This is a genomic window from Neosynechococcus sphagnicola sy1 (assembly GCF_000775285.1).
GTDB classification, from domain to species: domain Bacteria; phylum Cyanobacteriota; class Cyanobacteriia; order Neosynechococcales; family Neosynechococcaceae; genus Neosynechococcus; species Neosynechococcus sphagnicola.
In genome coordinates this window covers 1-22,939 of the sequence record NZ_JJML01000003.1, presented here as the reverse complement: position 1 = coordinate 22,939, position 22,939 = coordinate 1, and the positions used below count along the sequence as shown (strand labels likewise).

Below are 22,939 nucleotides of genomic sequence, written 5' to 3'. Positions count from 1 at the left end.
ACCTCAGCAGTCATGACGGAGCCCCCTGGGTCAGCAAACTGGCAATTTTATCCAGGAGTTGGGGAAGGTCAATGGGCTTGGTATCGTAGTCATCGCAACCGACTGCTAACGCTTTCTCACGATCACCCGACATAGCGTGGGCCGTGAGGGCAATCACAGGAATGTTCTGGGTTTGGCAATTGGCCTTGATTTGTCGCGTTGCTTCCCAGCCATCCAGAATCGGTAAGCTCATATCCATCAGGATCAAATCCGGTGTCTGTGATTGAGCCATTCTCACGCCCTCATCCCCATCCACGGCCATGATCACCTCAAAGCCCTTGCGCATCAAACGGCGCGAGAGCATGTCCCGGTTCATCTCGTTATCCTCGACTAGCAGGATCTTGGGCATTTTAACCCCTGAAGCAACGTAAAGCTCATCATTTTATGATACCGTCAGGGCTTATTCTCAGGCGTAAGATCTACTGGGATATCAACGTTGAAATCAACGGCTGTCGCTACAAGCTGTTGGAGTTCTTTCAAGGTTTGCTCCAAATTTTGTGAATGCTTTTGAATAATTTGTTCGACGGAGCCACTCAGCTTCAGCCGCTCAGTGGCAGTAAGTTCCTGGGCTGTGAGGACAACAATGGGTAGCGACTTCCAGGTAGGGTGGCTTCGTATCTGGGCAATTACCTCAAATCCATCCAGATCGGGCAGCATTAGATCTAAGAGCAACACGTCTGGTTGCGCGATCGCAATTTGCTCCAGCGCCCCTGCTCCCTGCTCAGTTTCCACCACCGTCCAGCCTTCCCGTTCCAAAAGCTGTCGTAATTCGATGCGATCGCTGGAATCGGCAGTGATCACCAACACCCGATTGCTGACCAAGTGGGGTTGATATTTGGTCAACACCCGCACGAGGAGATCGCGCTCAATCGGCTTTGTGAGGTAGTCACTGGTTCCCAAGGCGTAACCCAAGTTGCGCTCATCCACCATGGTCAACATCACCACTGGAATTGCCGCGAGTTCTGGGTCGGCTTTCAGGGCTGTTAATACCGTCCATCCATCCATATGGGGCATCATTACATCCAGAGTGATGGCATCCGGGTGCAATTGTCGGGCCATTCGCAGTCCTTCTTACCCCCCCCGGACACTCACAACCCGAAACCCTTCACGGGTGAGAAACCGCTGTGCCAAGTCTCCCACCGTCGGATCATCGTCAATCACCAGTACCAACATTCGCTGATCCGGGAGTGATAAAGTCTCAATACTGGGGGCTGATGAGGTCATCGGAGAGATTTCGTGATGACACCCCACCTCCGTTGGCAACTGAATTGTAAAGGTACTGCCCTGACCCACCTGACTCTCAACGCTGATATCTCCCCCCATCATTTGACAAAACCGCTTCGTAATCGCCAACCCCAATCCAGTGCCCCCATACTTGCGGGTGGTAGATGTATCGGCCTGGGTGAAAGACTGGAACAATTTCCCCATCTGCTCCGGGGTCATGCCAATTCCAGTGTCCTTCACTTGCAGCACCACCCAGTCCCGATCCATGGGGTGAATGCGGCTGACCGCGAGGGCAACAATGCCCTTCTCTGTAAACTTACAGGCATTACTGAGAAGATTAAATAAGCTCTGACGTACCTTTGTCAGATCCGCCGCCATCGTTCCAATGGCTGGATCCAAGTTCACCTCAAGCGTGTTACCGTTTTGTCGTAGCAACGGTTGGATGGTTGCAACCACCTCCGCCACTAATTCCTGGATCTCAAAGGACTCTATGTAGAGTTCCATTTTCCCTGCCTCAATTTTGGACAGATCCAGCAGGTCATTGATCAATGCCAGTAGATGTTTTCCCGAGCCTTGAATTTTTCGTAGATCTGGGACAAATTCTTCTGGCTCAAGATCTTCAGCTTCCTCAATCAACATCTCGCTGTAGCCAATAATGGCGTTCATCGGAGTCCGTAACTCATGGCTCATATTCGCGAGAAAAGTGCTTTTTGCCCGATTAGCAGCTTCCGCAGCCACGCGAGCCTGTTCAGCTTCCTGCATGGCCTCTCGCATGGCTGCGGTGCGATCTTCTACTTTTTGCTCCAGAGTCCGGTTGGCCTCCTCAAGTTTTTCATTCACAAGCTGTAGTGCTGTAGAAGCTGTAGCCAGCGACTTAGCCTCAATTTTTAAGCGGCTTAGCAAGTTGCGATTCTCTTCAAAGATATTAGAAATAACATCAAACCAATGCTTCCAAAGCTGGGGTACAGGGGGAATGGGAGGTTCCAGTGCTTGATCTCTAATGGTGGTACCAAATGCCAGATAGTGTTCCAGTTTCTGGCGTTCAGTTTCAATATGGCTGACGAGATGGCTAGCGGGATCGATGAATTCGCGGCGGGTGACGCTATTGGCGATTACGACCATCAAGATAACTCCTAAGAGCGGAATCACCGAACCCCAAATGGTGTGACCCAAGATCGCCACTAAAACTTCCTGTTGGTGAATCCAAAGGAGGATCTTCCAAGGTGTATTCTTGATGTTTTCATAAACAAATAGTTGGTTTCCCACCTGATGAAACTTTCCAGGTTCATCAGCTAAAATTTCTTTGATCCTCTGACTAGCTTCCGGGGGTAGAACTTTTTGGACTGAACTGAATCGGACGTTTTTTGACCCCGCGTCAATGGGTGTGGCTAGGAGCTGTCCTTGTTGCTCTAGAAGCATGACTAGACGATCAGTTCTGGCAATATCTCGGGCGAATTGATCCAAAAATTGGAGCTTAACATCTAGAGATATTACCCCCCAGAAGGTATCCCCATAATAAATCGGAGCACTCACCGTTACCACCGGCACAGACGCTAAGTCTTGGTTCTTATCTCTTTGTTGAGCGACCGTCCACACAATTTTGCGATCGGGGTTATTTTCGGGGCGCACTAAACGATAGGAATCTACCTGATAAAGACCCTCAAAAAATTTAAATACCTTCGAGGGCTTCCAAGGATAAGCGTTGATAAATTCCTGTTCAGAAATATAGTAGGTAGAACTGACATGGGGCATCGTTTCTTTTGTGATCTGAAAAGCTGGGTTTAAAAGCAGCGCCATATCCAGTTCATGGTAAAAATCTGGGGAGCGCTTTTCCAGAGATCCCCTCCCTGTGAGATTGCCGACCATTTCCTTGGTTAGAGGAGGATGAACATGATCCATGGCAAACTGATTCATCCCTGGTAACGGCTGTAACTGGTTATAGTTAGACGCAAGATTTATCCGAACCCCCCTGGCTTTCACCACGGACTCGGCATGAATCTGATAACTCTGAAGCCGCTGTAACAGATTGTCTGTCAGTTGCTCAATCTCTAGGGTACGATCATATAATCTAGTTTCAATCAAACTTAATTCATGCTGGTATTGCTTGCGTAATTGTAAAAGGAAAACGATGCTAGAAACAGCGATAACAGCCGAAGTTGTTATTCCCATCATGAAGAGATAACGCTTGCCAAAAATTTTCATATTGCTTCGGAATTAAATTTATCTAGATATAGAGAACATTAGGTTTTCGATTTAATAGTCGGCATTCCTATCTACAGCTATTCATTATTAGGAATTGAACGCTCACGCAATACTTTCGCTTTTTGCAAGAGCTGTTGAAAATATTCGGTTTCAGTAATTTCAGCAACTTGACGCTCCTTTTTGCCCTGATCAATCTCAATATATAGTTCTCTAACCTGTGCTTCTAAACGCTCTTCCCGTGCCTTCACTTGCTCGGCCATTCTTATGAATGTACGTACAAATTTGCCTATGTCATCTTGACTTTTTGCACTGGGGAGTAAGATTTCTGCGTTATAGGTGTTTTGCTCCAAGTCTTGAGCTGCTTTCGTTAAGCATCGAATTGGTTTCGCAATACTTCGACCTAAAAATAGAGCTGAAATTCCAGTTAGTCCACCAATGACAACCACACTGAGATTATTTTCTTGAGCTAGCTTTTTTAAGGGTGCCAGGAAAGCCTCCTTAGATTCATTGATGCCAACTACCCATGGCTTCACTTGCAAGGGTGCAAACCCAATAATTGTTTGTAGTTTTTTACGATACAAGTAATAACTCGCATGGCCCAACATCTTACTTTTTTCCATGATTCTAGCCAGTGCTGGCTCATTGAGACTACGAATCCTGGCAACCCCAACTTTTGCCATCCCCACTTGATATTCTTGCAATAATTGTTTCTTGACGTCGGCAGGTAGTTCAGATAGGCTATGGTACATTAATTCGTCTTTGGGATGGCTAATAACCATGCCTCTTTCATCCAATAAAAACGCATATCCTTGGTCGCCAACTTTGACATTGTTGACAATGTTCCACACCGCTGTCGCCTTCATTTTTAATACAGTGACACCGACAATTTCTTGATTCTGAAGCCGAACAGGAACTGCAAAGTAGATCCCAGGTTTGTTGGGAAACTTAGTATCAATAATAGAAATGCTAGAAATATCTGTCTGACCCCGAATTGCTCTTTTGAATCCCTTGACATAACTGTAATTCTGTCCAATGAGATCGGGGCTGGTAGCGGCTAAACAGGTTCCCTGTTGATTCAGAAGTGCAGCGAGAGAGTAACTGGAGTTATCTAACAGAGCGCTATTCAGCAGTTGTTGCACGGATTTTTCGAAAACGTCTCGCTCTGGGGCAGTGGTGCCCGCTAGAAATTGACCGACCTCATAATCCTCACTGATCTGAATTGCTATGCGACTGGCATCTGTTATCAGTTGATCCAGACGATTGGCAGTACTCAGCGCTAATAGCTCTAAGTTGCGGTATTCTAACGCTTCCATTGCCGCTAGACTCTGGTTAAGATTGTAATAGGCAATTCCCCCCATCGGCACTAAGGCAGCAAGGCAAAGGGCGACTGAAATTTTGACCGTGATTGGCCAAGTTGTCGGGTTAACCCGTTGATGCCAAGGTTTCATCTCAATACTAGGTTCCTTTACTGCCAATTTTAGGGAGATACGCCCGTCAACTTGCACCATGAATCTGATACCCATGCTACAGCTTTTATCTCGCCGCCATGAGTACAGGGTTCTTAGTCAGCTTGGGTATCCCCACCGTTGATGCTGTTGAAAAATTTGGTGTCTCTAGCTATTGAAGGGTTTGTTGATGACGCTGGGAAGTCCTGATTGTTGACGAAATTCATCTTTCCCATTGATGGGTATTCTGCCTCAGCCCCCAGCAAGACGGAGCAATGGTTATTAGCTCCGGTTACACCGGAACTCCCTCGCCAGCAGGTGCATCTCTGGCAGGCGGACTTAGTGGTGCCCATGGCAGAACTCCAAGTGCTCTCATCCCTTTTGTCAATGGAGGAAAATCGTCGGGCTGATCGGTTGAGATTAGAACTGCATCGACAGCGATTTATTGCAGCGCGGGGATACCTGCGTGTCATCCTCAGCCGTTATCTTGATCTGCTTCCCGGACAACTAATATTTACCTATGGTGCCCATGGAAAACCCATTCTAGAGACAACTTTTAGCGCTGGGAGACTGGAATTTAACCTGTCTCACTCCCATGACCTGTGTACCTACGCGATCGCCCTGGATATGCAGGTAGGGATTGATCTAGAGTACAGACGACCGATCAACAACGTGGAGCAATTAGCCCAGCGGTTTTTTAGTCCCTCGGAATATGAACAACTCCAAAGCCGCACCCCTGAACAGCGACTTGATTGCTTTTTACAGATCTGGACGCTCAAGGAAGCTTATCTGAAAGGGACGGGTTGGGGACTGGCAGGACTGCCGGAGGTTCAGGTGGCCTGGGCAGGGGAGGCGGTGACCGGATTAGTGCTAGCTGAATCTGGTTTGCAATGGTGGATGCATCAGTTCCAGCCTCAACCGAGTTACCTGGGGGCGCTGGTGGTACAAAGCCTATCCCCCCCTCATCTGCAATGTTGGCGCTTGGTGGGGCCGCTTAGGAATTCTTAGGGTACAGGTTGCCTAACCTTTTAGCTGTTACCGATGGGCGGGGGAATAATCAGTGCCAACAGACTTTCCAAAAGGCGATCGCGATCCATGGGGACGATATCACCACTGTGGAGCACATGCTTTAACAACACAAAATGAATCAAGGTACCAATAAAGGCTCGGGCAGTGACTTCCGGATCGGCAATCTGAAGTTTTGGATGGGTCGAAAAATATTGACTGAGAAAGTCAAGACTAGATTTTTCAATATTTCTGACAAATGCCCGTGCCAGCTCTGGAAAGCGGCCTGATTCACCGAGGATGATTCTTAAGAAGGTCAGAATTTGGGGATCTTCGGCAACATTCTCCAGCATTTCAGTGGCATAGCGTCTCAAAAATAAGATAGGTTCCTCTTCGTAGGATCGGAGATTTTGCAGCCGAAACAGTTCTTTTCGGGAGGCCATCTGCTGGATCAACGCTGTAAACAAAGCTTCCTTATCCGGAAAGTATCGATAAACCGTTGCTTTTGAGACCCCAGCTGCCTCGACAATCTTATCGATCCGGGCACCTGCATACCCGTGCTCCAGGAACTCCTGCATGGCTCCGGCTAAGATCAAATCAGTTTTCTGAGCAGATAGCTCTCGCTCTATATTTTTGGCTTTGGTCATTACTGTCATCAGGGTTTATCAGGGTTGAGGCTGTGATAGGTCTCGGGGAGGGATTCCCCCTCAGGGGTGCTCCACCCTGGACTTCCCAGCCTCTTCCGATCCTATCCTTGACGAAGCGAAACGAAACAGTTTAGTCTAAAAAGAGGCTAAACGAAACAGTTTAGTATTGCTAGGGTGCCTAGGAGTTAAGGATGCTACAAAGTCCGTTTGTCAGCAGTTCTGATGGCAAATTCCGACGTTGGGTAGGAGGCGCAGCCACTGCCTTGGTGCTCTTGGGAGTAGGAGCAGGGTACGGAGTTTGGCGATGGCAATTAGCTCAAAAGGGGATGAGCCAAGCTGCTGTCATCCGTTCTACTGAAATCACGACTGTGACCGCATTGGGACGGCTAGAGCCACAGGGGGAGGTGATTCAGCTATCGGCTCCAACCTCTAGCAATGGCAATCGGGTGGAGCAATTGCTGGTGCAGGAGGGCGATCGCGTCAACGTCGGTCAGGTAATTGCGATTTTAGATAGCCGCGATCGCCTGCAAGCCGCCTATGAGCAGGCAGTGGATGAAGTCAGAGTTGCGGAGGCACAACTTGCCATTACCGAGGCAGGTGCCAAACAGGGGGAAATCAATGCCCAGCGAGCCGAAATTGACCGTCTGAAAGCGCAACACCAGGGAGATATGGATGCTGAAGCGGCAACGGTTGCCCGATTAACATCGGAACTGCAAAATGCAGCAACCGAGTGGAACCGCTATCAATCCCTCTATCAAGAGGGTGTGATCTCGGCATCTGATCTCGATCGCAAACGGTTAATCTTAGACACGGCTCGCAGAAGTCTGGAAGAGGCAAAAGCCGTGTTAGCCCGGATTCAAACCACAAGTCCTGCCCAACTGCACCAAGCCCAGGCAACTTTGCGGCGAATTATGGAAGTACGTCCCGTGGATATTCGCGCCCATCAAGCCGAGGTCGAGCGTGCCAAGGCTGCCATGAAGCAGGCCAGAGCCGCATTAGATCAAGCCTACGTGCGATCGCCCATGGCGGGTGAGATTTTAGAGATTCATACCCGTCCTGGAGAAATTGTTGCCAACGATGGCATTGTGGAAATGGGTCAAACTCTGCAGATGCAAGCGATTGCAGAAGTGTATCAAAGTGATGTGGGTAAAGTACATCCCGGACAACGGGTGCGGGTAACCAGCGATACGATTCCGGGTGCCTTGACAGGAACCGTCGAACGCGTGAATTCACTGGTTCGCCGACAAACGATGGTCAACACCGACCCGAGTGCCAACATTGATGCCAGAGTCGTTGAGGTTCACGTCAGGCTAGATGATGCTTCCAATCAGAAAGCCGCCAAGTTCACGAATCTACAAGTTCAGGTCGTGATTGAACAATGATGGGATTAATTCAACAACTTCAGCGCCGCACTCCACTGGGATGGCTACAACTGAGTCACGAAAAAGGTCGATTCGTAGTCGCGATCGCAGGGATAGCCTTTGCCGATGTGCTGATGTTTATGCAGCTTGGCTTTCAGAGTTCTTTGTATGACAGTAATACCCGTGTTAACCGCTCGATGTTGGCCGATATTATTTTGCTCAGTCCCAAAGCCCTTAACCTGCAAAATCTATCCACATTTTCCCGGCGTCGCCTGCTCCAGGCCATGGATATTCCAGGGGTGAAGACGGAAACCGGGCTTTATATCAATACCATCACCTGGAAAAATCCCCAAACTCGCCTCAATGCCACCGTCCAGGTGTTAGGATTTGACCCCGATCGGCCAGCCTTTAACTTACCGCAAGTCAACCAACAACTGAACAAAATTAAGTTGCCTGATGTAGTGCTCTTCGATCGCGGCGCTAGGGGAAAGTATGCAGAAGTCATTGCCCAACTACAGCAGGGCAAGCTAGTCACCACCGAGGTCGATCGCCGCACTCTAACCCTTGCAGGGACATTCTTTATCGGTGCTTCCTTTGGTGCCGATGCCAACCTGATCACCAGCGATCAAACCTTTTTGCGCCTGTTTCCTCGAAGAGATGCAGCCAGTATTAGTCTCGGCTTGCTGCGGCTGCAGCCTGGGTACGATCCACATCAGGTGGCCGTTGCCTTACGATCCCATCTGCCACAGGATGTCCGGGTACTTACAGCTCAAGAGTTTGTGGCGTTTGAGGAAAACTATTGGAGAACCGCAAGCCCGGTCGGATTCGTTTTTGGTCTGGGTACAGCTATGGCGTTTGTGGTTGGAGTTGTGATTGTCTATCAAGTGCTCTCCACCGATGTGAATGCCCATCTCAAAGAATACGCCACCTTCAAAGCAATGGGATACCACAATTCCTATTTGTTATCCGTGGTGTTTGAAGAAGCAATTATTCTGGCATTTCTAGGATTCATTCCGGGTGCGATTTTACCCTTGGGACTCTACGCCATCGCCGCCAAAGCAACAGCGTTACCAATTTATATGACATTCACCAGAGCACTGATGGTATTAACCCTAACTGTTATCATGTGTGCCCTCTCAGGAGCGATCGCTACTCGGAGACTGCAATCTGCCGATCCAGCGGATATGTTTTAGGAATCAACGCATTATGGCTGTTGCAATTTCCATTCACCATCTCAATCACCATTTTGGGCACGGTCAATTGCAGAAACAAGTTCTGTTTGACATCGAACTCGAAATCAATAGCGGTGAAATTGTGATTATGACTGGCCCCTCTGGTTCTGGCAAAACCACATTACTGACCCTTGTCGGTGGCTTGCGATCGGCTCAATCTGGAAGCCTGAAAGTCTTAGATCAAGAGCTTTATGGAGCGGGAGCCACAGAGCTTACTCTGGCGCGACGGCACAATGGGTACATCTTTCAAGCCCACAACCTCCATCACAGTTTGACTGCGCTGCAAAACGTCAAGATGGGTTTGGAGTTACACCCTCATTTATTGTTACCAGACATGGAAAAACGTGCCGCTGCAATGCTGGAACACGTCGGGCTGGGAGATCGGCTCCATTCCTATCCGGATGATCTTTCTGGGGGACAAAAGCAACGAGTGGCGATTGCCCGTGCATTGGTCAGTCATCCCAAAATCGTATTAGCCGATGAACCCACAGCTGCCCTGGACAAAAAGTCTGGTCGGGATGTGGTGAACTTAATGCAAACACTTGCTAAAGAACAGGGGGGGACGATCTTACTTGTCACCCACGATAACCGGATTTTGGATATTGCCGATCGCATCGTTTACATGGAAGATGGATGCTTGGGTAAAAATTCTAATGCTTTAGAAACGGTAGGTTAACGTACCTTACTTGTCTGAATTTGGGTCACCTTGAAGTTGATAGAAAAGGCGTGAAAGTACATGGCTTTATAATCGATGATGCGCAGGTAGATACATGTTTTGCCCAAACTTCAAATCAAGTGCCAAATGTGATTGCATTCCAGGATCAACGTTACAGCCCAGACAAAGATGCTGATGCCCGTCGCTGCTGCTGCAATATCTTTAATCATTCCAATCCGAGAATCTGCATTTGGTTCGACAAAATCACACAGAATTTCGATCGCACTATTAAAAAGTTCAGCAGACAGAACCATTCCAGTTGCCAGCAAAATCAACGTCAGATCAACCCATTGTTTGAAAATAAATGAAAAAACCAGAATTGGAATCGATAGAACGAGTTTGTAGGCAACACTAAAGTCAGAGATAACGGCGACATAAAGCCCCTGTAGAATAATCTTAAACTTGTGAATCGGACGATAACTTGGTATAGAATTTCCGTCATATCTTTTGCGCGGGGTTGATGATTGGTGATGGGGAAACATAGGGCTTACTCTCAAGGATTTATATGAAATATTAGACAGTAATTTACCAATGAAGGTCTAGTAATCAAACCGTTATGGGGCGACGATTCCAGAGTTTTAACCCTTCAAACCAGAGGATACTGATGATTCCAGAAAGCAGACTCACTAATAGATCATCCCCATGGAGGAAGGAGAAACCAAACAAGTGGCGGAGGATGGGTACATAAAGAATTAGTGCTAGAAAGATAATGCCACCGCCCAATACCCACCAGAGAGCTGCATTAGGAGCCTGTAACATTTCGGGAATGGTGCGCGACCAGGAACGGTTGGTGAGAATCATCGCCAGATTGGAGATAATTAATGTGGTAAAGGCAAGGGCACGGGCATCCAATGCACTATTCCCACTGTAGTAAGCGATCGCAAACACCACGACCAGTACCACCAAAACACTGATTCCCTGAAGTAAGGCCAGCCGCAAAGTTCGACGACTGAACAAGGATTCTTTGGGGTTACGGGGGGGACGCTTCATAATATTGAGTTCAGCGGGTTCGGCTTCAAACACCACCGTACAGGCCGGATCAATAATCAGGTGCAGAAAGGCAATGTGAATTGGCAGTAACACCAACGGCCATCCCATGATCACTGGAATCAGAGACATTCCGGCAATGGGAACATGCACCGCTAAGGTATAGGCCATTCCTTTTTTCAGGTTGTCGAAAATCCGTCGCCCTAATTTGACCGATTCCACAATCGAAGAGAAATCATCGTCTAGCAGCACCAGATCAGCCGCTTCCCTGGCCACATCCGTCCCCCGTTCTCCCATGGCAATCCCAATGTGGGCGGACTTCAGGGCAGGGGCATCGTTCACCCCATCCCCCGTCATGGCAACCATTTCACCACTGCCTTTCAGGGCGTTCACAATCAGCAGCTTTTGCTCTGGAACGACACGGGCATATATGTTGACGGATTGGATGCGATCGCGCAATTCAGCGTCACTCATCTGCTCCAGTTCCCGACCTGTGATCACCTGCTCTGTCGGGGTGAGTCCAATTTGACGGGCGATATTTTGAGCGGTGACGGGGTAATCTCCCGTGATCATCACAACTCGAATGCCAGCACTGTAGCACTCTGCGATCGCAGGGGCGACCGTGGGCCGCACTGGATCTTCCAGTCCGAGTAATCCCACAAATTCAAACTCAAAATCGTGTTGTCTGCTGGGGAGTCGATCGTCAGCGTCCAGGTGGGGAAGCGGGTGGGATGGGTCATCAGGGTGAATTTTCGGCACAGTGCCAGTTCGCTGTCCCTTGGCTACCCCCAGCACCCGCAATCCTTCCTGTGCCATGGTTTGAATATGTTGAGCCAGTTCTTGATGCTGGGCAGGATTGAAATGACACAGATCGGAGATCGCCTCCGGTGCCCCCTTGGCGGCCACGGTTAAATCCCCGGTGGGCGCTTCCCAGACACAGGACATTGCTAGGAGTTTACTGGAGAGGGGATACTCATACAGGAGCTGCCAATCACTATGCAGGTGCTCCGTTTGCGCCAGGTAATTTTGACCAATCAGCTGTAAGGCTTTTTCCATGGGATCAAACGGGTCTTTGCGGCTGGCTAAAATCCCAAACTCAACTAAGTCATGCATGGCTTCGGGCAAGGGTTCGCGGTCGTGGAGGGTGACATCGTAGGGATAGGGACGGGAATCGTCATAGACAAACAGCTGCTTAACGGCCATGCGGTTAAAGGTCAGGGTGCCCGTCTTATCGACGCAGAGCACCGTTGCCGCACCGAGGGTTTCCACCACGGGAATCCGACGGGTTAAGACTTTTGCTGGGAAAACCGCCACGCCCCTAGCGCCAGAAAGATTGCCAGTACCACCGGAATTTCATTGGGCAGAATCGCCATCGCCAGCGCTAATCCCGCCAGAGATCCTTGCAACCAGTCTCCACGGGTGAGTCCGTAAATCACCACAACCGCGATGCAAATTGCGATCGCCACCAGCGTCAATTTGCTCACAATGCGACGAATTTCCTTCTGTAAGACGGTGTCTTCCGGTACAACCGTTTGCAGTGCCTTTCCGATCTTGCCCATTTCCGTGTGTACCCCAGTGGCCTGCACCTGGGCAATCCCCTGTCCCTGGACAATCAGGGTGCCTGAGTAGACACAGGGTAAGTCATCTCCCCCCGGTCGCAACGTTTCAGCAAGGGTCTCCGGCTTTTCTCCAGATTCAGCGGCACGTTTGCGGACGGGAGCGGATTCTCCGGTCAACAGCGATTCGTCCACTGTCAGATGGGTAGACCAGAGCAATGTTGCATCCGCAGGCACACGATCTCCCTCTGAGAGAACGATCAAATCCCCTCGCACCACCTCCCGTCCAGCGATCCGTTGTCGTTCCCCCTTGCGAATCACCAGGGCACGGGGACTGGAGAGATCCCGCAGAGCTTCCAGCGATCGCTCCGTCTTCTGTTCCTGGTAAAGATTAATACCAACGATGAAGAAGACAAAACCTAGGAGGATTAAAGCTTCCTGGGCATCCCCTAAAACCAGGTAAATGACTCCGCAGGCGATTAGCAACAGAAAAATTGGTTCCTGCACATTTTCCCAGGCGATCGCCAGAAAATGACGCTGCTGGGTCGAGGGTAATTCATTGAAACCGTCTTGCTGCAGGCGATCAGCGGCCTCCTGGTCAGACAGTCCGGTCAGTTGGCGTGAATCCGAGAGTTTCACCATCATCAGAGGGATGTCCTAGGTTGAAAATGCCTTGTCTTAATGCTGAATCACAATTGGTCATTCGTCACTGCATGGTTCGTTAGGATGTCTTTGGAGCCTGGATAATGACGATGGGGGGCAAGCTGGTGCGGGCGATTGGTCTGGAGCGAGTGCGGGCGCAACTGGGACTCAAAAATTTGGTGTATAACCTCCATCTTTTCCCACAAACTACGACGCCATAAGCCTTTCAGACTCTTGTGTCAGGCAGTCCGCTTTGTAGGATTTTAAAACCCGACTTATTGAGAATAAACGTATTAACTGGCCTGATTGGCACCTAAAGTGAAACGCATGATCTACAAAAGCGACCCAATTTCTTAGCTTTAAGCTAACGTTCAACACTTCTGCAAATAATAGTCATGAAATTCTGCGACAAATTAAACAAATCTATTCAATTTAATCAAAGTTTACTCTATCTTGAATTAGCACCTGATCCCAAGAACTGGCCACAACAATTTGGTTCTTGGGAAAGTGCCCACAGCCATATATGGGGTTTGCAGGAGTGGCTGCAATTTCTGATTGCGGAAACAGCTGATTTAGTCTGTGCCTATCGCCTCACGTTGGAGTTTTATCGTGCTTTAGGGGCTTCAGGATTGGGATTATTGCATCAGACCTTGTCTGCCATTCCACCCAATATTCCAGTTATTTTGGACACCCACCATAGCGACCCCAACACCAGTACAATTTTTGCTCAGATGATCTTTGCAACCTGGCAGGTGGATGCTGTTACACTCAATCCCTACATCGGACAGGATGGGGTAACCCCGTTCCTGGTTTATCCAGATAAGGGCGTTTTTATCCTGTGTGCCACTGCAAATCCATCCATTGTGGGGTTACAGAAATATCCAACAACCCCATCACCTTTTTACCTAAATTTGGTGGAAGAAGCCAAAACCTGGGGTATCCCCGAACAGTTAGGTCTGGAAGTTGGGGGAACCATTGATGTCTTTAGTCGGATTCGGACGATTGCCCCTGAGCGGTTAATCCTAGCAGATGAACTCCCAGCAGAACTGAGTGACCTTGAGCAATTCCTGCAAGCAGGGTTGACTCCGAACGGCGATGGACTGTTGATGCCCACACCTGACGAGATCAGCGCTCAAGAATCTCCCCGAGAATCCCTGCGATCGCTACGTGACGGCATCAATCAGATCAGATCAACGATTGCCCAGGGAAACCCCACCTGTTCTGTCTGGTTTCCGAATGTCTGCCTATTGCATCAACATCCCCACAAGGATTTAATTTTGCAACTCTATGATATTGGTTGCATCCACTTTGGGGAATTTGTCCAAGCCTCTGGTGCGACCTTTCCCTATTACATTGATCTGCGGACAATCATTTCCCATCCTCAGGTGTTTGAGCAGGTACTTGCGGCCTATGCTAATACACTTAAAGGCTTGCATTTTGACCGGATTGCTGGCATTCCCTATGGCTCATTACCGACAGCAACTGGTCTGGGATTACGTCTCAACTACCCCATGATTTTTCCCCGCAAGGAGGTCAAGGCGCACGGAACCTGTCGATTGGTTGAAGGGCAATTTTGTGAGGGAGAAACCATTGTTGTCATTGATGACATCCTCATCACAGGTAAGAGTGTGATCGAAGGGGTGAAAAAATTACAATCCGTTGGCTTGGTTGTGAAAGATGTGGTCGTATTAATTGATCACGAAGAAGGAGTACAAGAAAAACTTGAGCGGCAGGGCTACCACAGCCATGCTGTTTTGAAAATTTCTGAAATTGCCCAAACCTTATATGAAGCAGGTCGTTTAGAACACGAGCAGTTGCAACTCTTATTGAAACTATAGCAGTCCTAAGTCACTTGTAAATTTTGACCCTTTCTGGGTAAGAATTTTAGGCTAATTTGGTTTGCGACTCATTTAGGATTGCCATATCGGCTTGACACTGCTTATGAGAAGACAACCGCAGTGTTAGGTGATAGAAAGTCGGTGAAGAAGCCTGGAGTGGAGCAGTGCAGGACGGCAAGGTGACAATGGTGACCGACTTAGGTCGAAGTCAAACGGTGAAGACTACTGCCGCGTCAATACTAAGGATTAGGGTTGGCGATCTCTGATTTTTTGTCTGGCAACCCTTTCCAAAGCTATCCACCCTAAAATTATGCTTTGACGCTGCACGAGTCAACCCAGTTGCCTGAGAGAGAATGTGCCTCTGAAGATGGCTCTGGCGAATGACTTTGATGGGGCTAATGGCAGCACGTTCATGCAGCGGACAGGGTTTAAACTCTGGGGGAAGGCGGTCAAGGTCATTAGTTTGTTTGTACTAAAATAGTGATCGACCCAGGGATGGTGAAGAGGGGTCTAACATTAAGAGGTGGAATATGCCAATGATCATCCTCAGATCGCACCCCTGAAACCAGCGAAAGTACAATGTCAATTAAGTGGCTAAATTCTTTGTACTCAGTTATAAAAATTCTGGCTGGTTAGTCACCACACGACTGGAAATTACAGGCATACTAAATCATAAATATGGTCGAATCTCTGGAATTTAGAGGGAGATGGTCAAAGACCGCCTTCGGAGCATCCCAACTCGGTTCAATGATCTGGGAACTTTAGCGATTCAATCTAGATCACCATATTTCATTAGCGGTTTAAGTGCGCGTCAAAATTTGGGTGAGGAATCGTCATGCATACACAGGAATTTCTAGAGCAGTCTCCGGGACTGAATGGATACAAAGGTACTTTAGACTCCGATTTCAACCAGACCGATTTGAGAGGAATTAGTCTCAGTCGTGCCGATCTCACCGGCATGGATCTACGGGGCAAAGATTTGAGTAATGCCAACCTCAGTGAGACCAATCTCAGCGGCGCTAATCTGATTCGGGCGAACTTGACCGGAGCTAATCTTAGTGGTGCCAATCTGGTGCGAGCGACCCTCTCGGAAGCCGACCTAACCCGCGTCAACCTCAGCGAAGCTAACTTAAGTGAGGCCAATCTGATCAAGTGCATTCTCACCAATGCGGGCCTCAACCGCGCCAACCTGCGGCTAGCGGTCTTAAGTGCTGCAAATCTGAATCAGGCCAACCTCAGTGAAGCCAATTTAACCAGAGCGGTTTTGATCAGTGCCCTAATGACCTTTGCCAACCTTACGGGCGCCGATCTCAGCGAAGTTAGCCTCACGGGTGCCGACTTGACCGGAGCCATTCTTGCCGAGGCGAATCTCACAAAAACCAACCTCACAGGGGCCACCCTGGTGCGAGCGACCCTGTGTGGTGCCCGCTTGAATGAAACCAACCTCACGGCTGTGAACTTGACAGAGGCTAACCTCAGCCGCGCTGAGATGAGTAGCTTAGTCATCACAGGAGCTAACTTTAGCCGTGCTATTCTCAGTCGAGCCCGCTTTAATCGCACCGATCTCACAGGGGTGAATCTGTCTGGGGCGATGATGCACGATGGAACGTTGACCCTGCAATCAGAGATGAAGTCAGATTCTCTTCCTATCGACGCTAAACTTCAGATATAATTACGGATCGTGTCTTTAAAATCCGTTGTCTGGAGAATTTATGGCTCGCAAATGTCAGCTAACCGGGAAACAGGCCAACAATGCCTATGCGGTTTCCCACTCCCATCGTCGTAACAAAAAGATACAAGAAGTTAACTTGCAATGGAAAAGGCTTTGGTGGCCTCAGGGGAACCGTTGGGTAAGACTACGGTTATCCACTCAGGCCATCAAAACCTTAGAGAACAAAGGATTACAGGCTTTTGCCAAAGAAGCAGGACTCGATCTGAGTCGTTTCTAGTTATGGTGATTCCCACTGGTTGTAGATTGTCTAACCGGGCTGAAAGAAGAAAGCTGCTCCTAAAATCACATAGGTTGCCAAGAGCAGGATTCCCTCTAACCAGTTGGAACGCCCATCCAGACTAATCAGGTTTGCAACGATGACAGCAACGGCCACCGCAACCACCTCAAAGGGGTTAAAGCTGAGATCCATGGGTTGCCCAATGACGAGACCCACCAGTACCAGTGCTGGGGCGACTAGGAGGGCAACCAGGAGGCTAGATCCCATGGCAACGGACACTGAAAGATCCATATTGTTTTTGACGGCGACCCCCACCGCAGTGACGTACTCAGCCGCACCGCCGACCAATGGCAAGAGAATTACCCCGGTAAAAAAGGGCGTTAATCCCAGACCTGAGGTTGCTTCTTCCACAACCCCTACAAAAATCTCGGATTCATAGGCAACCGCGAGGGTCGAAGCCACCAAAACACCTAACCAGAGCCACAGGTTGGGCTTATGGGGCACATGGGTAGGGTCGGAACCCTCGCCTCCTTCCTCTAAGTCAACGAGACCCACATCATAGAGATAGCTGTGGGTATTCAACGAAAAGACCAGGGTCAGGATGTAAACCGCAATCAGCACCACAGAAACCGTTACGGACAGCTCTTTGGTCGCGGACTCAGCTCCCGGAGAGTTACTGAGTACCATTGTCGGCAATAGCATGGCAATTACCGCTAGGGTCATGGTAGAACCATTCACCCTGGCAACTACAGGCTGAAAGTCTTGCTCTTTATAGCGAAGCCCCCCGAGGAACATCGACAGCCCCATGGCCAGGAGCAGGTTACTAATAATCGTCCCCGTAATGCTGGCCTTGACAATATCGATCAGCCCAGCATTCAGCGCTACCAGGGAAATGATCAATTCTGTTGCATTGCCAAAGACGGCGTTCAGCAAGCCACCAATCGATGGCCCCGTTACCAGGGCAATTTCTTCGGTAGCTGTGCTCAGCCAAATTGCGAGGGGAATAATTGCCAAGGCGGACGTGATCATAACTGCTAAGGATCCCCACTCCAGGATCTCAGCTGCGATGGAAATTGGAATAAACACCAACAAGCCAATAGAAATTGTTTTTTGAGGCCCATGGGAACTGACGCTTGGGTCGTGGCAAACAGCAGAAAAAACTTAACACCAAGCGCTAGTAGAATCAAGAGGTCGCTGCCTGTCCGTGACTCAGATCAATTCCGCTGCCAGATCCTAACCCCTACCCATGGATGCAGTATCCATCGGCTGGTTTGATCGGAATGGCAGATGCATCGTTGATTCTGTAGGAGTTGCCGCCGAGATCACGAGATAGTCTGGGCAATCTACGGTGGTTAACTGCAATTTAAAGACTAGGCTTGAAAATGCCGAATGATGGCATCGGCAAACTCAGAACATTTGAGGGGCGGTTCCACGGGAGGGGCCATTAACCGAGCCAAGTCATAGGTAACTTCCCGATGGGAAATGGCGCGAGCAATCCCTTGTTTGATTAGATCCGCTGCTTCCTGCCAGCCCATAAACTCCAGCATCATGACCCCGGAGAGAATCACTGAACCTGGGTTGATCCGATCTAACCCCGCGTGTTTGGGGGCGGTGCCGTGGGTGGCTTCAAAAATGGCACAGCGATCGCCAATGTTAGCACCTGGTCCCATCCCCAGGCCACCGACAATGGCAGCTGCTGCATCTGAGAGATAGTCCCCATTCAAGTTCAGGGTAGCCAGAATGGAGTACTCATCGGGGCGGGTTTGGATCTGTTGAAAAATGCTGTCGGCAATGCGGTCGTTGACCATCACCTTTTCTTGCCACTGACCTTGGCCGTGGCTATCCCAAATTTGGTTGAGAACCGCTTCGACTTCCTGGCAGATTTTTGCCTGCTTCTCACTGGTGAGGGCATCATAGCCCGGTTCAATCCGGCGGGCGTTCTCTTCGATGGTGATGGATGGGTTGCGCTCGCGGTTACTGAGAATCCAAGATTCCTGCTCGGTCACACACTCAGCCCGGAATTCCGTGGTTGCCAGTTCGTATCCCCAATCTCGAAAGGCTCCTTCGGTGTACTTCATAATGTTGCCCTTGTGAACCAAGGTCACCATTTGTTTGGCTTTGGGTAGGCGGAGGGCATGTTGCAGGGCGCGGCGAACTAACCGCTGGGAACCAGTTTTACTCACGGGTTTAATGCCAATTCCCGAGTCAAGACGGATTTGCTTCCCCTGATGTTCAGGAGTGGCCGGAATCAGTTCTTCGTTGAGCAACTTGATCAGGCGATCGCAGATGGGATTGCCTTGCCGCCATTCAATCCCGAGGTAAATATCTTCCGTATTCTCTCGATAGATAATGACATCGAGTTTTTCTGGGGTTTTATGGGGCGAGGGGGTGCCGGAGTAGTAGGTACACGGACGCACACAGGCATAGAGGTCATGGATTTGGCGCAGTGCTACGTTGAGGGAACGAATGCCACCGCCGATGGGGGTTGTCAATGGCCCCTTAATGGCGATGCCATACTCCTGGATGGCTTGCAGGGTATCCTCGGGTAGGTATTGATAGGTGCCATACTTCTCGCAGGCTTCATCCCCGGCATAGACCTTGAACCAACTAATTTGACGCTGGCCACCATAGGCAACGGCGACGGCAGCATCAAAGACCTTCTGAGACGCAGGCCAAATGTCGATCCCCGTCCCATCCCCCCGAATAAAAGGAATAATCGGGTGATCTGGAACCCTGGGTTCACCATTCTCGAAGGTAATTTTTGAGCCAGTGGTTGGGGGCGTAATCAGCTTGTACATGCCAGTGCATCCTGAGAAAAATCAAGGCATCCTGGCTAGCAACAGCCAGCCGTATACCTCCTTGGTAGGCTACCAGAATCTTTGCTTTAGCGGGAGTGGCTCACGTTAGCATTTCTCCCCACGGTCAATTTCTACCCCATGGATGGCCCAAAAACTGAAATTCAGGACAGCTTCCCCAACAGCAGAGGATCTGTCAGGGAGCGATTGGTAGAATGGAGCAATGATGGATGAATTACAGGCCTCTGAAACGAATCCCTGGATGATAGACCTTACTCAAGACACTCTGTCCGCTGACAATGCTGGGTTGCTGCGATCGCAGCGGGGAGTTGATTACAGCCCCCTTCAAGCTCTGCTAGCCCAGCAAGATTTTCAAGCGGCGGATCAACTGACACTCCAGAAGCTCTGCGAAATCGCCGGTACAACAGCTGAACAGCGCAAGTGGGTCTACTTCACCGAGGTAGACAGTTTTCCGATTCTTGACCTCCAGACCATTAACCAGTTGTGGTTGACCCATTCTGCAGGCAGGTTTGGTTTTTCGGTGCAGCGGGAGATCTGGCTGAGTGTGGGTAAAAACTGGGCTAAGTTCTGGCCCAAGATTGGCTGGAAGCAGGGAAATAGCTGGACGCGCTATCCCCAGGAGTTTACCTGGGATCTCTCGGCTCCCAAAGGTCATCTCCCCCTGTCCAATCAGTTACGGGGGGTACGGATGATGGCAGCGTTACTGAACCATCCTGCTTGGACAAGTCGGAACCCAGATGCTTAATTTCCAGTCTTTTAAGACTTAGACCGTTCAAGGTGTGGAGGTAGGACGATGCAAGAGCCAAAGCCTGTGGGTGGGGTTCCCAGAAACGTTCTGGTGGGTTTCGCGGCTCTCATTTTGGTTGTGGGAGGTGGCACTGCTTGGTATACCTGGGGGCACTTGCCAGGGACGCCGCCGCCATTACGATCGCTCCGAACTTCTCTCAAGCAGTCAGTGAGCGTCTACTGGCTGAAACATGCTGGGAATAAGACCGAGTTAGTGCCCGGTGAGATCGCCCCTGAGAGCAAAGCTAAATCCAATGATGCGGCTTTGGAAACTGCCTTTGAACGATTGTTAGCTGGTCCAGCTGAGGACAATTTAACCACAACCATCCCCCCTGGTACCCAACTCCGGGGTGTCCGCTTAGAGGCAGATGGGATTCATGTTGACCTGTCCCGGGAATTTACGGCTGGGGGTGGCAGTGAATCAATGACCGGGCGCTTGGGCCAGATTGTCTATACCGCAACTAGTCTGCAACCCTCGGCTCCTGTTTGGGTGGCGGTCGAAGGGAAGCTTCTGGATGTTTTGGGTGGGGAAGGATTGATCGTGGATCAACCCCTGACTCGACAGAGCTTTAAGAAAGACTTTGACCTGTAAGCTTCTCTGCGCGATCGGGCTATGGTAAAAATGCCCCATAGCCATCGCCTTCAGCCCTAGGGATATGCAGCCGTTTAGAGATTGGCTGAATTTATTTCTAGCTCCTCGTTGCCCGCTTTGCCAGCGATCAACAACAGCAGACTTCTGCCGGGACTGTCAGCGACAACTCATCGACCATCAACTTCCCTACCCTACCCAAGAATGGCAACCGCCCCTGCCCGTATTTGCCTGGGGAACCTATGACGGTCTCTTGAAACGGGCGATCGCGGCCTTGAAATATCAAAACCAGCCGCAAATTGCCCGCCCCTTGGGACACTGGTTGGGAAAAGCCTGGTTAGCAGCTCCCATTGCCATCCGCAGATGCCCTCAACCCTTAATCATTGTGCCGATTCCCCTCCATGCCGCGAAATGCCAGCAGCGGGGCTATAACCAAGCGGAGTTATTGGCTGAAAGCTTTGGTCACTACACAGGGTTGCCTATCCAGCGCCGGGGTGTGGAGCGGTCTAAAGCCACTGAGGCACTCCATACCCTGTCTGTGCATCAACGAGAGCAAAGCTTGGTTGATGCCTTTCGGTTGGGGCCAGAGTGGAGGCAAGCCGCTCCCGGCACCGCGGTCTTGCTCCTGGATGACATCTACACCACAGGGGCCACGACGCGGGCAGCCGCTCAGGTTTTACGACGGGCTGGAATTGCTGTTCATGGGGTTGTGGCGATCGCCCGCACCCAACGATATCTCCCAACAGGAGCTTCACTTCCCGCATCTGCAAGATTTTAAAAACCCTGGCTCCAACGTCATTCCCCTGCCGCCTGATGGGCGATCGCTCCAGGATCTGAATGCCATGGAAGAAACGTTTTACTCAAACCAGCCTAGAGCTGATTTGTCAATCGGGAGAAGGGCCGCCAAGGAAGCAGTGCTAGTCTGCACAGTTGTAGCAGCGAGAAATAGCTCAACTGTCGATGGGTGGGGAATAAGATTTCCCTTGCAAGTGAGTTTTTAGCTGTCAACGTGAGGGGGCTTGTTCACGGCAGGAAAGTTGACAGGGCTGCTGAATGAACGCGCATGGGTCATTTTGAAAACATCTACAGTCCAACAAAAAGGAATTGCCATCAGTCGCGTGTCCATGGACGACCATCGGCGACAATACAATCCTTTGCGGCTGAACTTGACCCTCATAAGCTAATGAAAAGCATTGCTTGCATCCAGCACAACAGCACCTTTGATGCCCACAGTCCATCCACCTGAGATATCTCCATCTTAGATCCGTTGAGCCAGGATTGTACTACTATTTTTGTCTCATATAAAGCCAGTTTAAGCACGATTCATACTACATTTTTTTCACTCTCTAGGTTCCTGCAAAATGAGAGTCTCAACAACATTTGTATCGGTAGATTCTATGTATATTTTCTCGTATATTTTCTCAAAATTATGCTACACTTTAACTAAGTTTATTTTCGGCTGAGTAATTCACCTTGATTGATTTACAAACATTTCTCCGAATCTAAATCCCTACATTCTCTGATTCTGGAGATATTATTATGTCAATTTTTGTCGGAAATTTGTCCTTCGAGGTGGTTCGGGACGACCTATCGCAGATTTTTGCGGAATATGGCACTGTCAAACGGGTTCAGTTACCTACAGACCGAGAAACAGGGCGTTTAAGAGGGTTTGCCTTTGTAGAAATGGAAACAGAGGCAGAAGAAACAGCGGCCATTGAAGCCCTGGATGGTGCTGAGTGGATGGGGCGTGACCTCAAGGTTAATAAGGCAAGACCCCGAGAAGAAAGAAGTTCTCCAGGGGGCAACTGGGAAAATCGAGGTGGTGCTTCTCGACGCTACTAAATAGCAGTTCAGTACCAAAATCAAAGATGTATCTGTGGTGTTGAGTTCTGGTAAAGCTGGCTTT

General features: G+C 49.6%; 18 protein-coding genes and 2 pseudogenes. 11 read left to right on the top strand and 9 right to left on the bottom strand.

Going from position 1 to position 22,939, the window contains the following annotated elements; translation table 11 throughout:
• Nucleotides 1-10 precede the first annotated feature (10 nt).
• The 4 genes from DO97_RS01695 to DO97_RS01685 all read right to left on the bottom strand — a co-directional run bounded on the left by DO97_RS01695 (nucleotide 11) and on the right by DO97_RS01685 (nucleotide 4,973).
• On the bottom strand, nucleotides 11-388 hold the full coding sequence (locus tag DO97_RS01695; RefSeq protein WP_036530692.1) for a response regulator: 378 nt from the start codon (nucleotides 386-388) through the stop codon (nucleotides 11-13).
• Between the two features lie 44 nt (nucleotides 389-432).
• Nucleotides 433-1,098, bottom strand: a complete 666-nt coding sequence (locus tag DO97_RS20435; protein WP_052128267.1) for a response regulator — start codon at nucleotides 1,096-1,098, stop codon at nucleotides 433-435.
• Between the two features lie 12 nt (nucleotides 1,099-1,110).
• A complete protein-coding gene (locus DO97_RS20430; protein ID WP_162182921.1) occupies nucleotides 1,111-3,345 on the bottom strand; it encodes an ATP-binding protein in 2,235 nt (744 codons plus the stop codon).
• Between the two features lie 197 nt (nucleotides 3,346-3,542).
• Nucleotides 3,543-4,973 (bottom strand): cache domain-containing protein, encoded by a 1,431-nt coding sequence (locus DO97_RS01685; RefSeq protein ID WP_052128263.1) that lies wholly within the window; start codon nucleotides 4,971-4,973, stop codon nucleotides 3,543-3,545.
• A gap of 150 nt (nucleotides 4,974-5,123) precedes the next feature.
• Between DO97_RS01685 and DO97_RS01680 the strand changes: the two genes are divergently transcribed.
• Nucleotides 5,124-5,918: a 4'-phosphopantetheinyl transferase family protein gene (locus tag DO97_RS01680; protein WP_156120384.1), complete on the top strand. Its 795-nt coding sequence runs from the start codon at nucleotides 5,124-5,126 to the stop codon at nucleotides 5,916-5,918.
• A gap of 20 nt (nucleotides 5,919-5,938) precedes the next feature.
• Here the strand turns inward: DO97_RS01680 and DO97_RS01675 are convergent, their stop codons facing one another.
• Nucleotides 5,939-6,571, bottom strand: a complete 633-nt coding sequence (locus DO97_RS01675; protein ID WP_239651362.1) for a TetR/AcrR family transcriptional regulator — start codon at nucleotides 6,569-6,571, stop codon at nucleotides 5,939-5,941.
• Between the two features lie 182 nt (nucleotides 6,572-6,753).
• On the opposite strand from DO97_RS01675, the gene DO97_RS01670 reads away from it, so the two are divergent.
• Genes DO97_RS01670 through DO97_RS01660 form a run of 3 tightly spaced genes read left to right on the top strand, consistent with a single transcriptional unit; the run spans nucleotide 6,754 to nucleotide 9,831 of the window.
• Nucleotides 6,754-7,944, top strand: a complete 1,191-nt coding sequence (locus DO97_RS01670) for an ABC exporter membrane fusion protein (RefSeq protein WP_036530688.1) — start codon at nucleotides 6,754-6,756, stop codon at nucleotides 7,942-7,944.
• Nucleotides 7,941-9,116, top strand: a complete 1,176-nt coding sequence (devC, locus tag DO97_RS01665) for an ABC transporter permease DevC (protein ID WP_036530686.1) — start codon at nucleotides 7,941-7,943, stop codon at nucleotides 9,114-9,116. The genes DO97_RS01670 and devC overlap by 4 nt, the downstream gene beginning before the upstream one ends.
• Before the next feature lie 13 nt (nucleotides 9,117-9,129).
• Complete coding sequence (locus DO97_RS01660) at nucleotides 9,130-9,831, top strand: DevA family ABC transporter ATP-binding protein (protein WP_036530684.1); 702 nt, start codon at nucleotides 9,130-9,132, stop codon at nucleotides 9,829-9,831.
• 110 nt (nucleotides 9,832-9,941) lie between these two features.
• Here the strand turns inward: DO97_RS01660 and DO97_RS01655 are convergent, their stop codons facing one another.
• Nucleotides 9,942-10,352 carry a diacylglycerol kinase gene (locus tag DO97_RS01655; RefSeq protein ID WP_072016316.1) on the bottom strand — a complete coding sequence of 137 codons (411 nt, stop codon included), beginning with the start codon at nucleotides 10,350-10,352 and terminating at the stop codon, nucleotides 9,942-9,944.
• A gap of 64 nt (nucleotides 10,353-10,416) precedes the next feature.
• Nucleotides 10,417-13,055, bottom strand: a pseudogene (locus tag DO97_RS01650) (cation-translocating P-type ATPase).
• A 395-nt stretch (nucleotides 13,056-13,450) separates the two neighbouring features.
• Between DO97_RS01650 and DO97_RS01645 the strand changes: the two are divergent.
• From DO97_RS01645 to rpmB, 3 genes are all read left to right on the top strand, one after another.
• Complete coding sequence (locus DO97_RS01645; protein ID WP_036530682.1) at nucleotides 13,451-14,893, top strand: bifunctional orotidine-5'-phosphate decarboxylase/orotate phosphoribosyltransferase; 1,443 nt, start codon at nucleotides 13,451-13,453, stop codon at nucleotides 14,891-14,893.
• 835 nt (nucleotides 14,894-15,728) lie between these two features.
• Entirely contained in the window at nucleotides 15,729-16,565 is an 837-nt protein-coding gene (locus DO97_RS01640) for a pentapeptide repeat-containing protein (RefSeq protein ID WP_052128259.1), read from the top strand.
• 40 nt (nucleotides 16,566-16,605) lie between these two features.
• The gene (rpmB, locus tag DO97_RS01635) at nucleotides 16,606-16,842 is read left to right on the top strand and encodes a 50S ribosomal protein L28 (RefSeq protein ID WP_036530680.1); all 237 of its coding nucleotides are present in this window, start codon (nucleotides 16,606-16,608) and stop codon (nucleotides 16,840-16,842) included.
• Between the two features lie 30 nt (nucleotides 16,843-16,872).
• On the opposite strand, the gene cax is transcribed toward rpmB, so the two are convergent.
• Nucleotides 16,873-17,946: a calcium/proton exchanger gene (gene cax / locus DO97_RS01630; RefSeq protein ID WP_036530678.1), complete on the bottom strand. Its 1,074-nt coding sequence runs from the start codon at nucleotides 17,944-17,946 to the stop codon at nucleotides 16,873-16,875.
• A gap of 266 nt (nucleotides 17,947-18,212) precedes the next feature.
• Entirely contained in the window at nucleotides 18,213-19,640 is a 1,428-nt protein-coding gene (locus DO97_RS01625) for an NADP-dependent isocitrate dehydrogenase (RefSeq protein ID WP_036530676.1), read from the bottom strand.
• Between the two features lie 307 nt (nucleotides 19,641-19,947).
• On the opposite strand from DO97_RS01625, the pseudogene DO97_RS01620 reads away from it, so the two are divergent.
• The 4 genes and pseudogenes from DO97_RS01620 to DO97_RS01605 form a co-directional block, all read left to right on the top strand.
• Nucleotides 19,948-20,403: pseudogene (locus DO97_RS01620) on the top strand (GUN4 domain-containing protein); the annotation flags it as partial.
• Nucleotides 20,404-20,451: 48 nt separating this feature from the next.
• The gene (locus tag DO97_RS01615) at nucleotides 20,452-21,036 is read left to right on the top strand and encodes a GerMN domain-containing protein (RefSeq protein ID WP_036530674.1); all 585 of its coding nucleotides are present in this window, start codon (nucleotides 20,452-20,454) and stop codon (nucleotides 21,034-21,036) included.
• A gap of 64 nt (nucleotides 21,037-21,100) precedes the next feature.
• On the top strand, nucleotides 21,101-21,811 hold the full coding sequence (locus DO97_RS01610) for a ComF family protein (RefSeq protein WP_052128257.1): 711 nt from the start codon (nucleotides 21,101-21,103) through the stop codon (nucleotides 21,809-21,811).
• Nucleotides 21,812-22,572: 761 nt separating this feature from the next.
• Nucleotides 22,573-22,875 carry an RNA recognition motif domain-containing protein gene (locus tag DO97_RS01605; protein ID WP_036530672.1) on the top strand — a complete coding sequence of 101 codons (303 nt, stop codon included), beginning with the start codon at nucleotides 22,573-22,575 and terminating at the stop codon, nucleotides 22,873-22,875.
• The last annotated feature ends 64 nt before the right edge of the window (nucleotides 22,876-22,939 follow it).

Bases quoted from the DNA above. Each gene is read 5' to 3' on its own strand.
- DO97_RS01695 (WP_036530692.1), bottom strand. From the start codon at position 388: ATGCCCAAGATCCTGCTAGTCGAGGATAACGAGATGAACCGGGACATG.
- DO97_RS20435 (WP_052128267.1), bottom strand. From the start codon at position 1,098: ATGGCCCGACAATTGCACCCGGATGCCATCACTCTGGATGTAATGATG.
- DO97_RS01685 (WP_052128263.1), bottom strand. From the start codon at position 4,973: ATGGTGCAAGTTGACGGGCGTATCTCCCTAAAATTGGCAGTAAAGGAA.
- DO97_RS01675 (WP_239651362.1), bottom strand. From the start codon at position 6,571: ATGACAGTAATGACCAAAGCCAAAAATATAGAGCGAGAGCTATCTGCT.
- DO97_RS01670 (WP_036530688.1), top strand. From the start codon at position 6,754: ATGCTACAAAGTCCGTTTGTCAGCAGTTCTGATGGCAAATTCCGACGT.
- devC (WP_036530686.1), top strand. From the start codon at position 7,941: ATGATGGGATTAATTCAACAACTTCAGCGCCGCACTCCACTGGGATGG.
- DO97_RS01660 (WP_036530684.1), top strand. From the start codon at position 9,130: ATGGCTGTTGCAATTTCCATTCACCATCTCAATCACCATTTTGGGCAC.
- DO97_RS01655 (WP_072016316.1), bottom strand. From the start codon at position 10,352: ATGTTTCCCCATCACCAATCATCAACCCCGCGCAAAAGATATGACGGA.
- DO97_RS01645 (WP_036530682.1), top strand. From the start codon at position 13,451: ATGAAATTCTGCGACAAATTAAACAAATCTATTCAATTTAATCAAAGT.
- DO97_RS01640 (WP_052128259.1), top strand. From the start codon at position 15,729: ATGCATACACAGGAATTTCTAGAGCAGTCTCCGGGACTGAATGGATAC.
- rpmB (WP_036530680.1), top strand. From the start codon at position 16,606: ATGGCTCGCAAATGTCAGCTAACCGGGAAACAGGCCAACAATGCCTAT.
- DO97_RS01625 (WP_036530676.1), bottom strand. From the start codon at position 19,640: ATGTACAAGCTGATTACGCCCCCAACCACTGGCTCAAAAATTACCTTC.
- DO97_RS01615 (WP_036530674.1), top strand. From the start codon at position 20,452: ATGCAAGAGCCAAAGCCTGTGGGTGGGGTTCCCAGAAACGTTCTGGTG.
- DO97_RS01610 (WP_052128257.1), top strand. From the start codon at position 21,101: ATGCAGCCGTTTAGAGATTGGCTGAATTTATTTCTAGCTCCTCGTTGC.
- DO97_RS01605 (WP_036530672.1), top strand. From the start codon at position 22,573: ATGTCAATTTTTGTCGGAAATTTGTCCTTCGAGGTGGTTCGGGACGAC.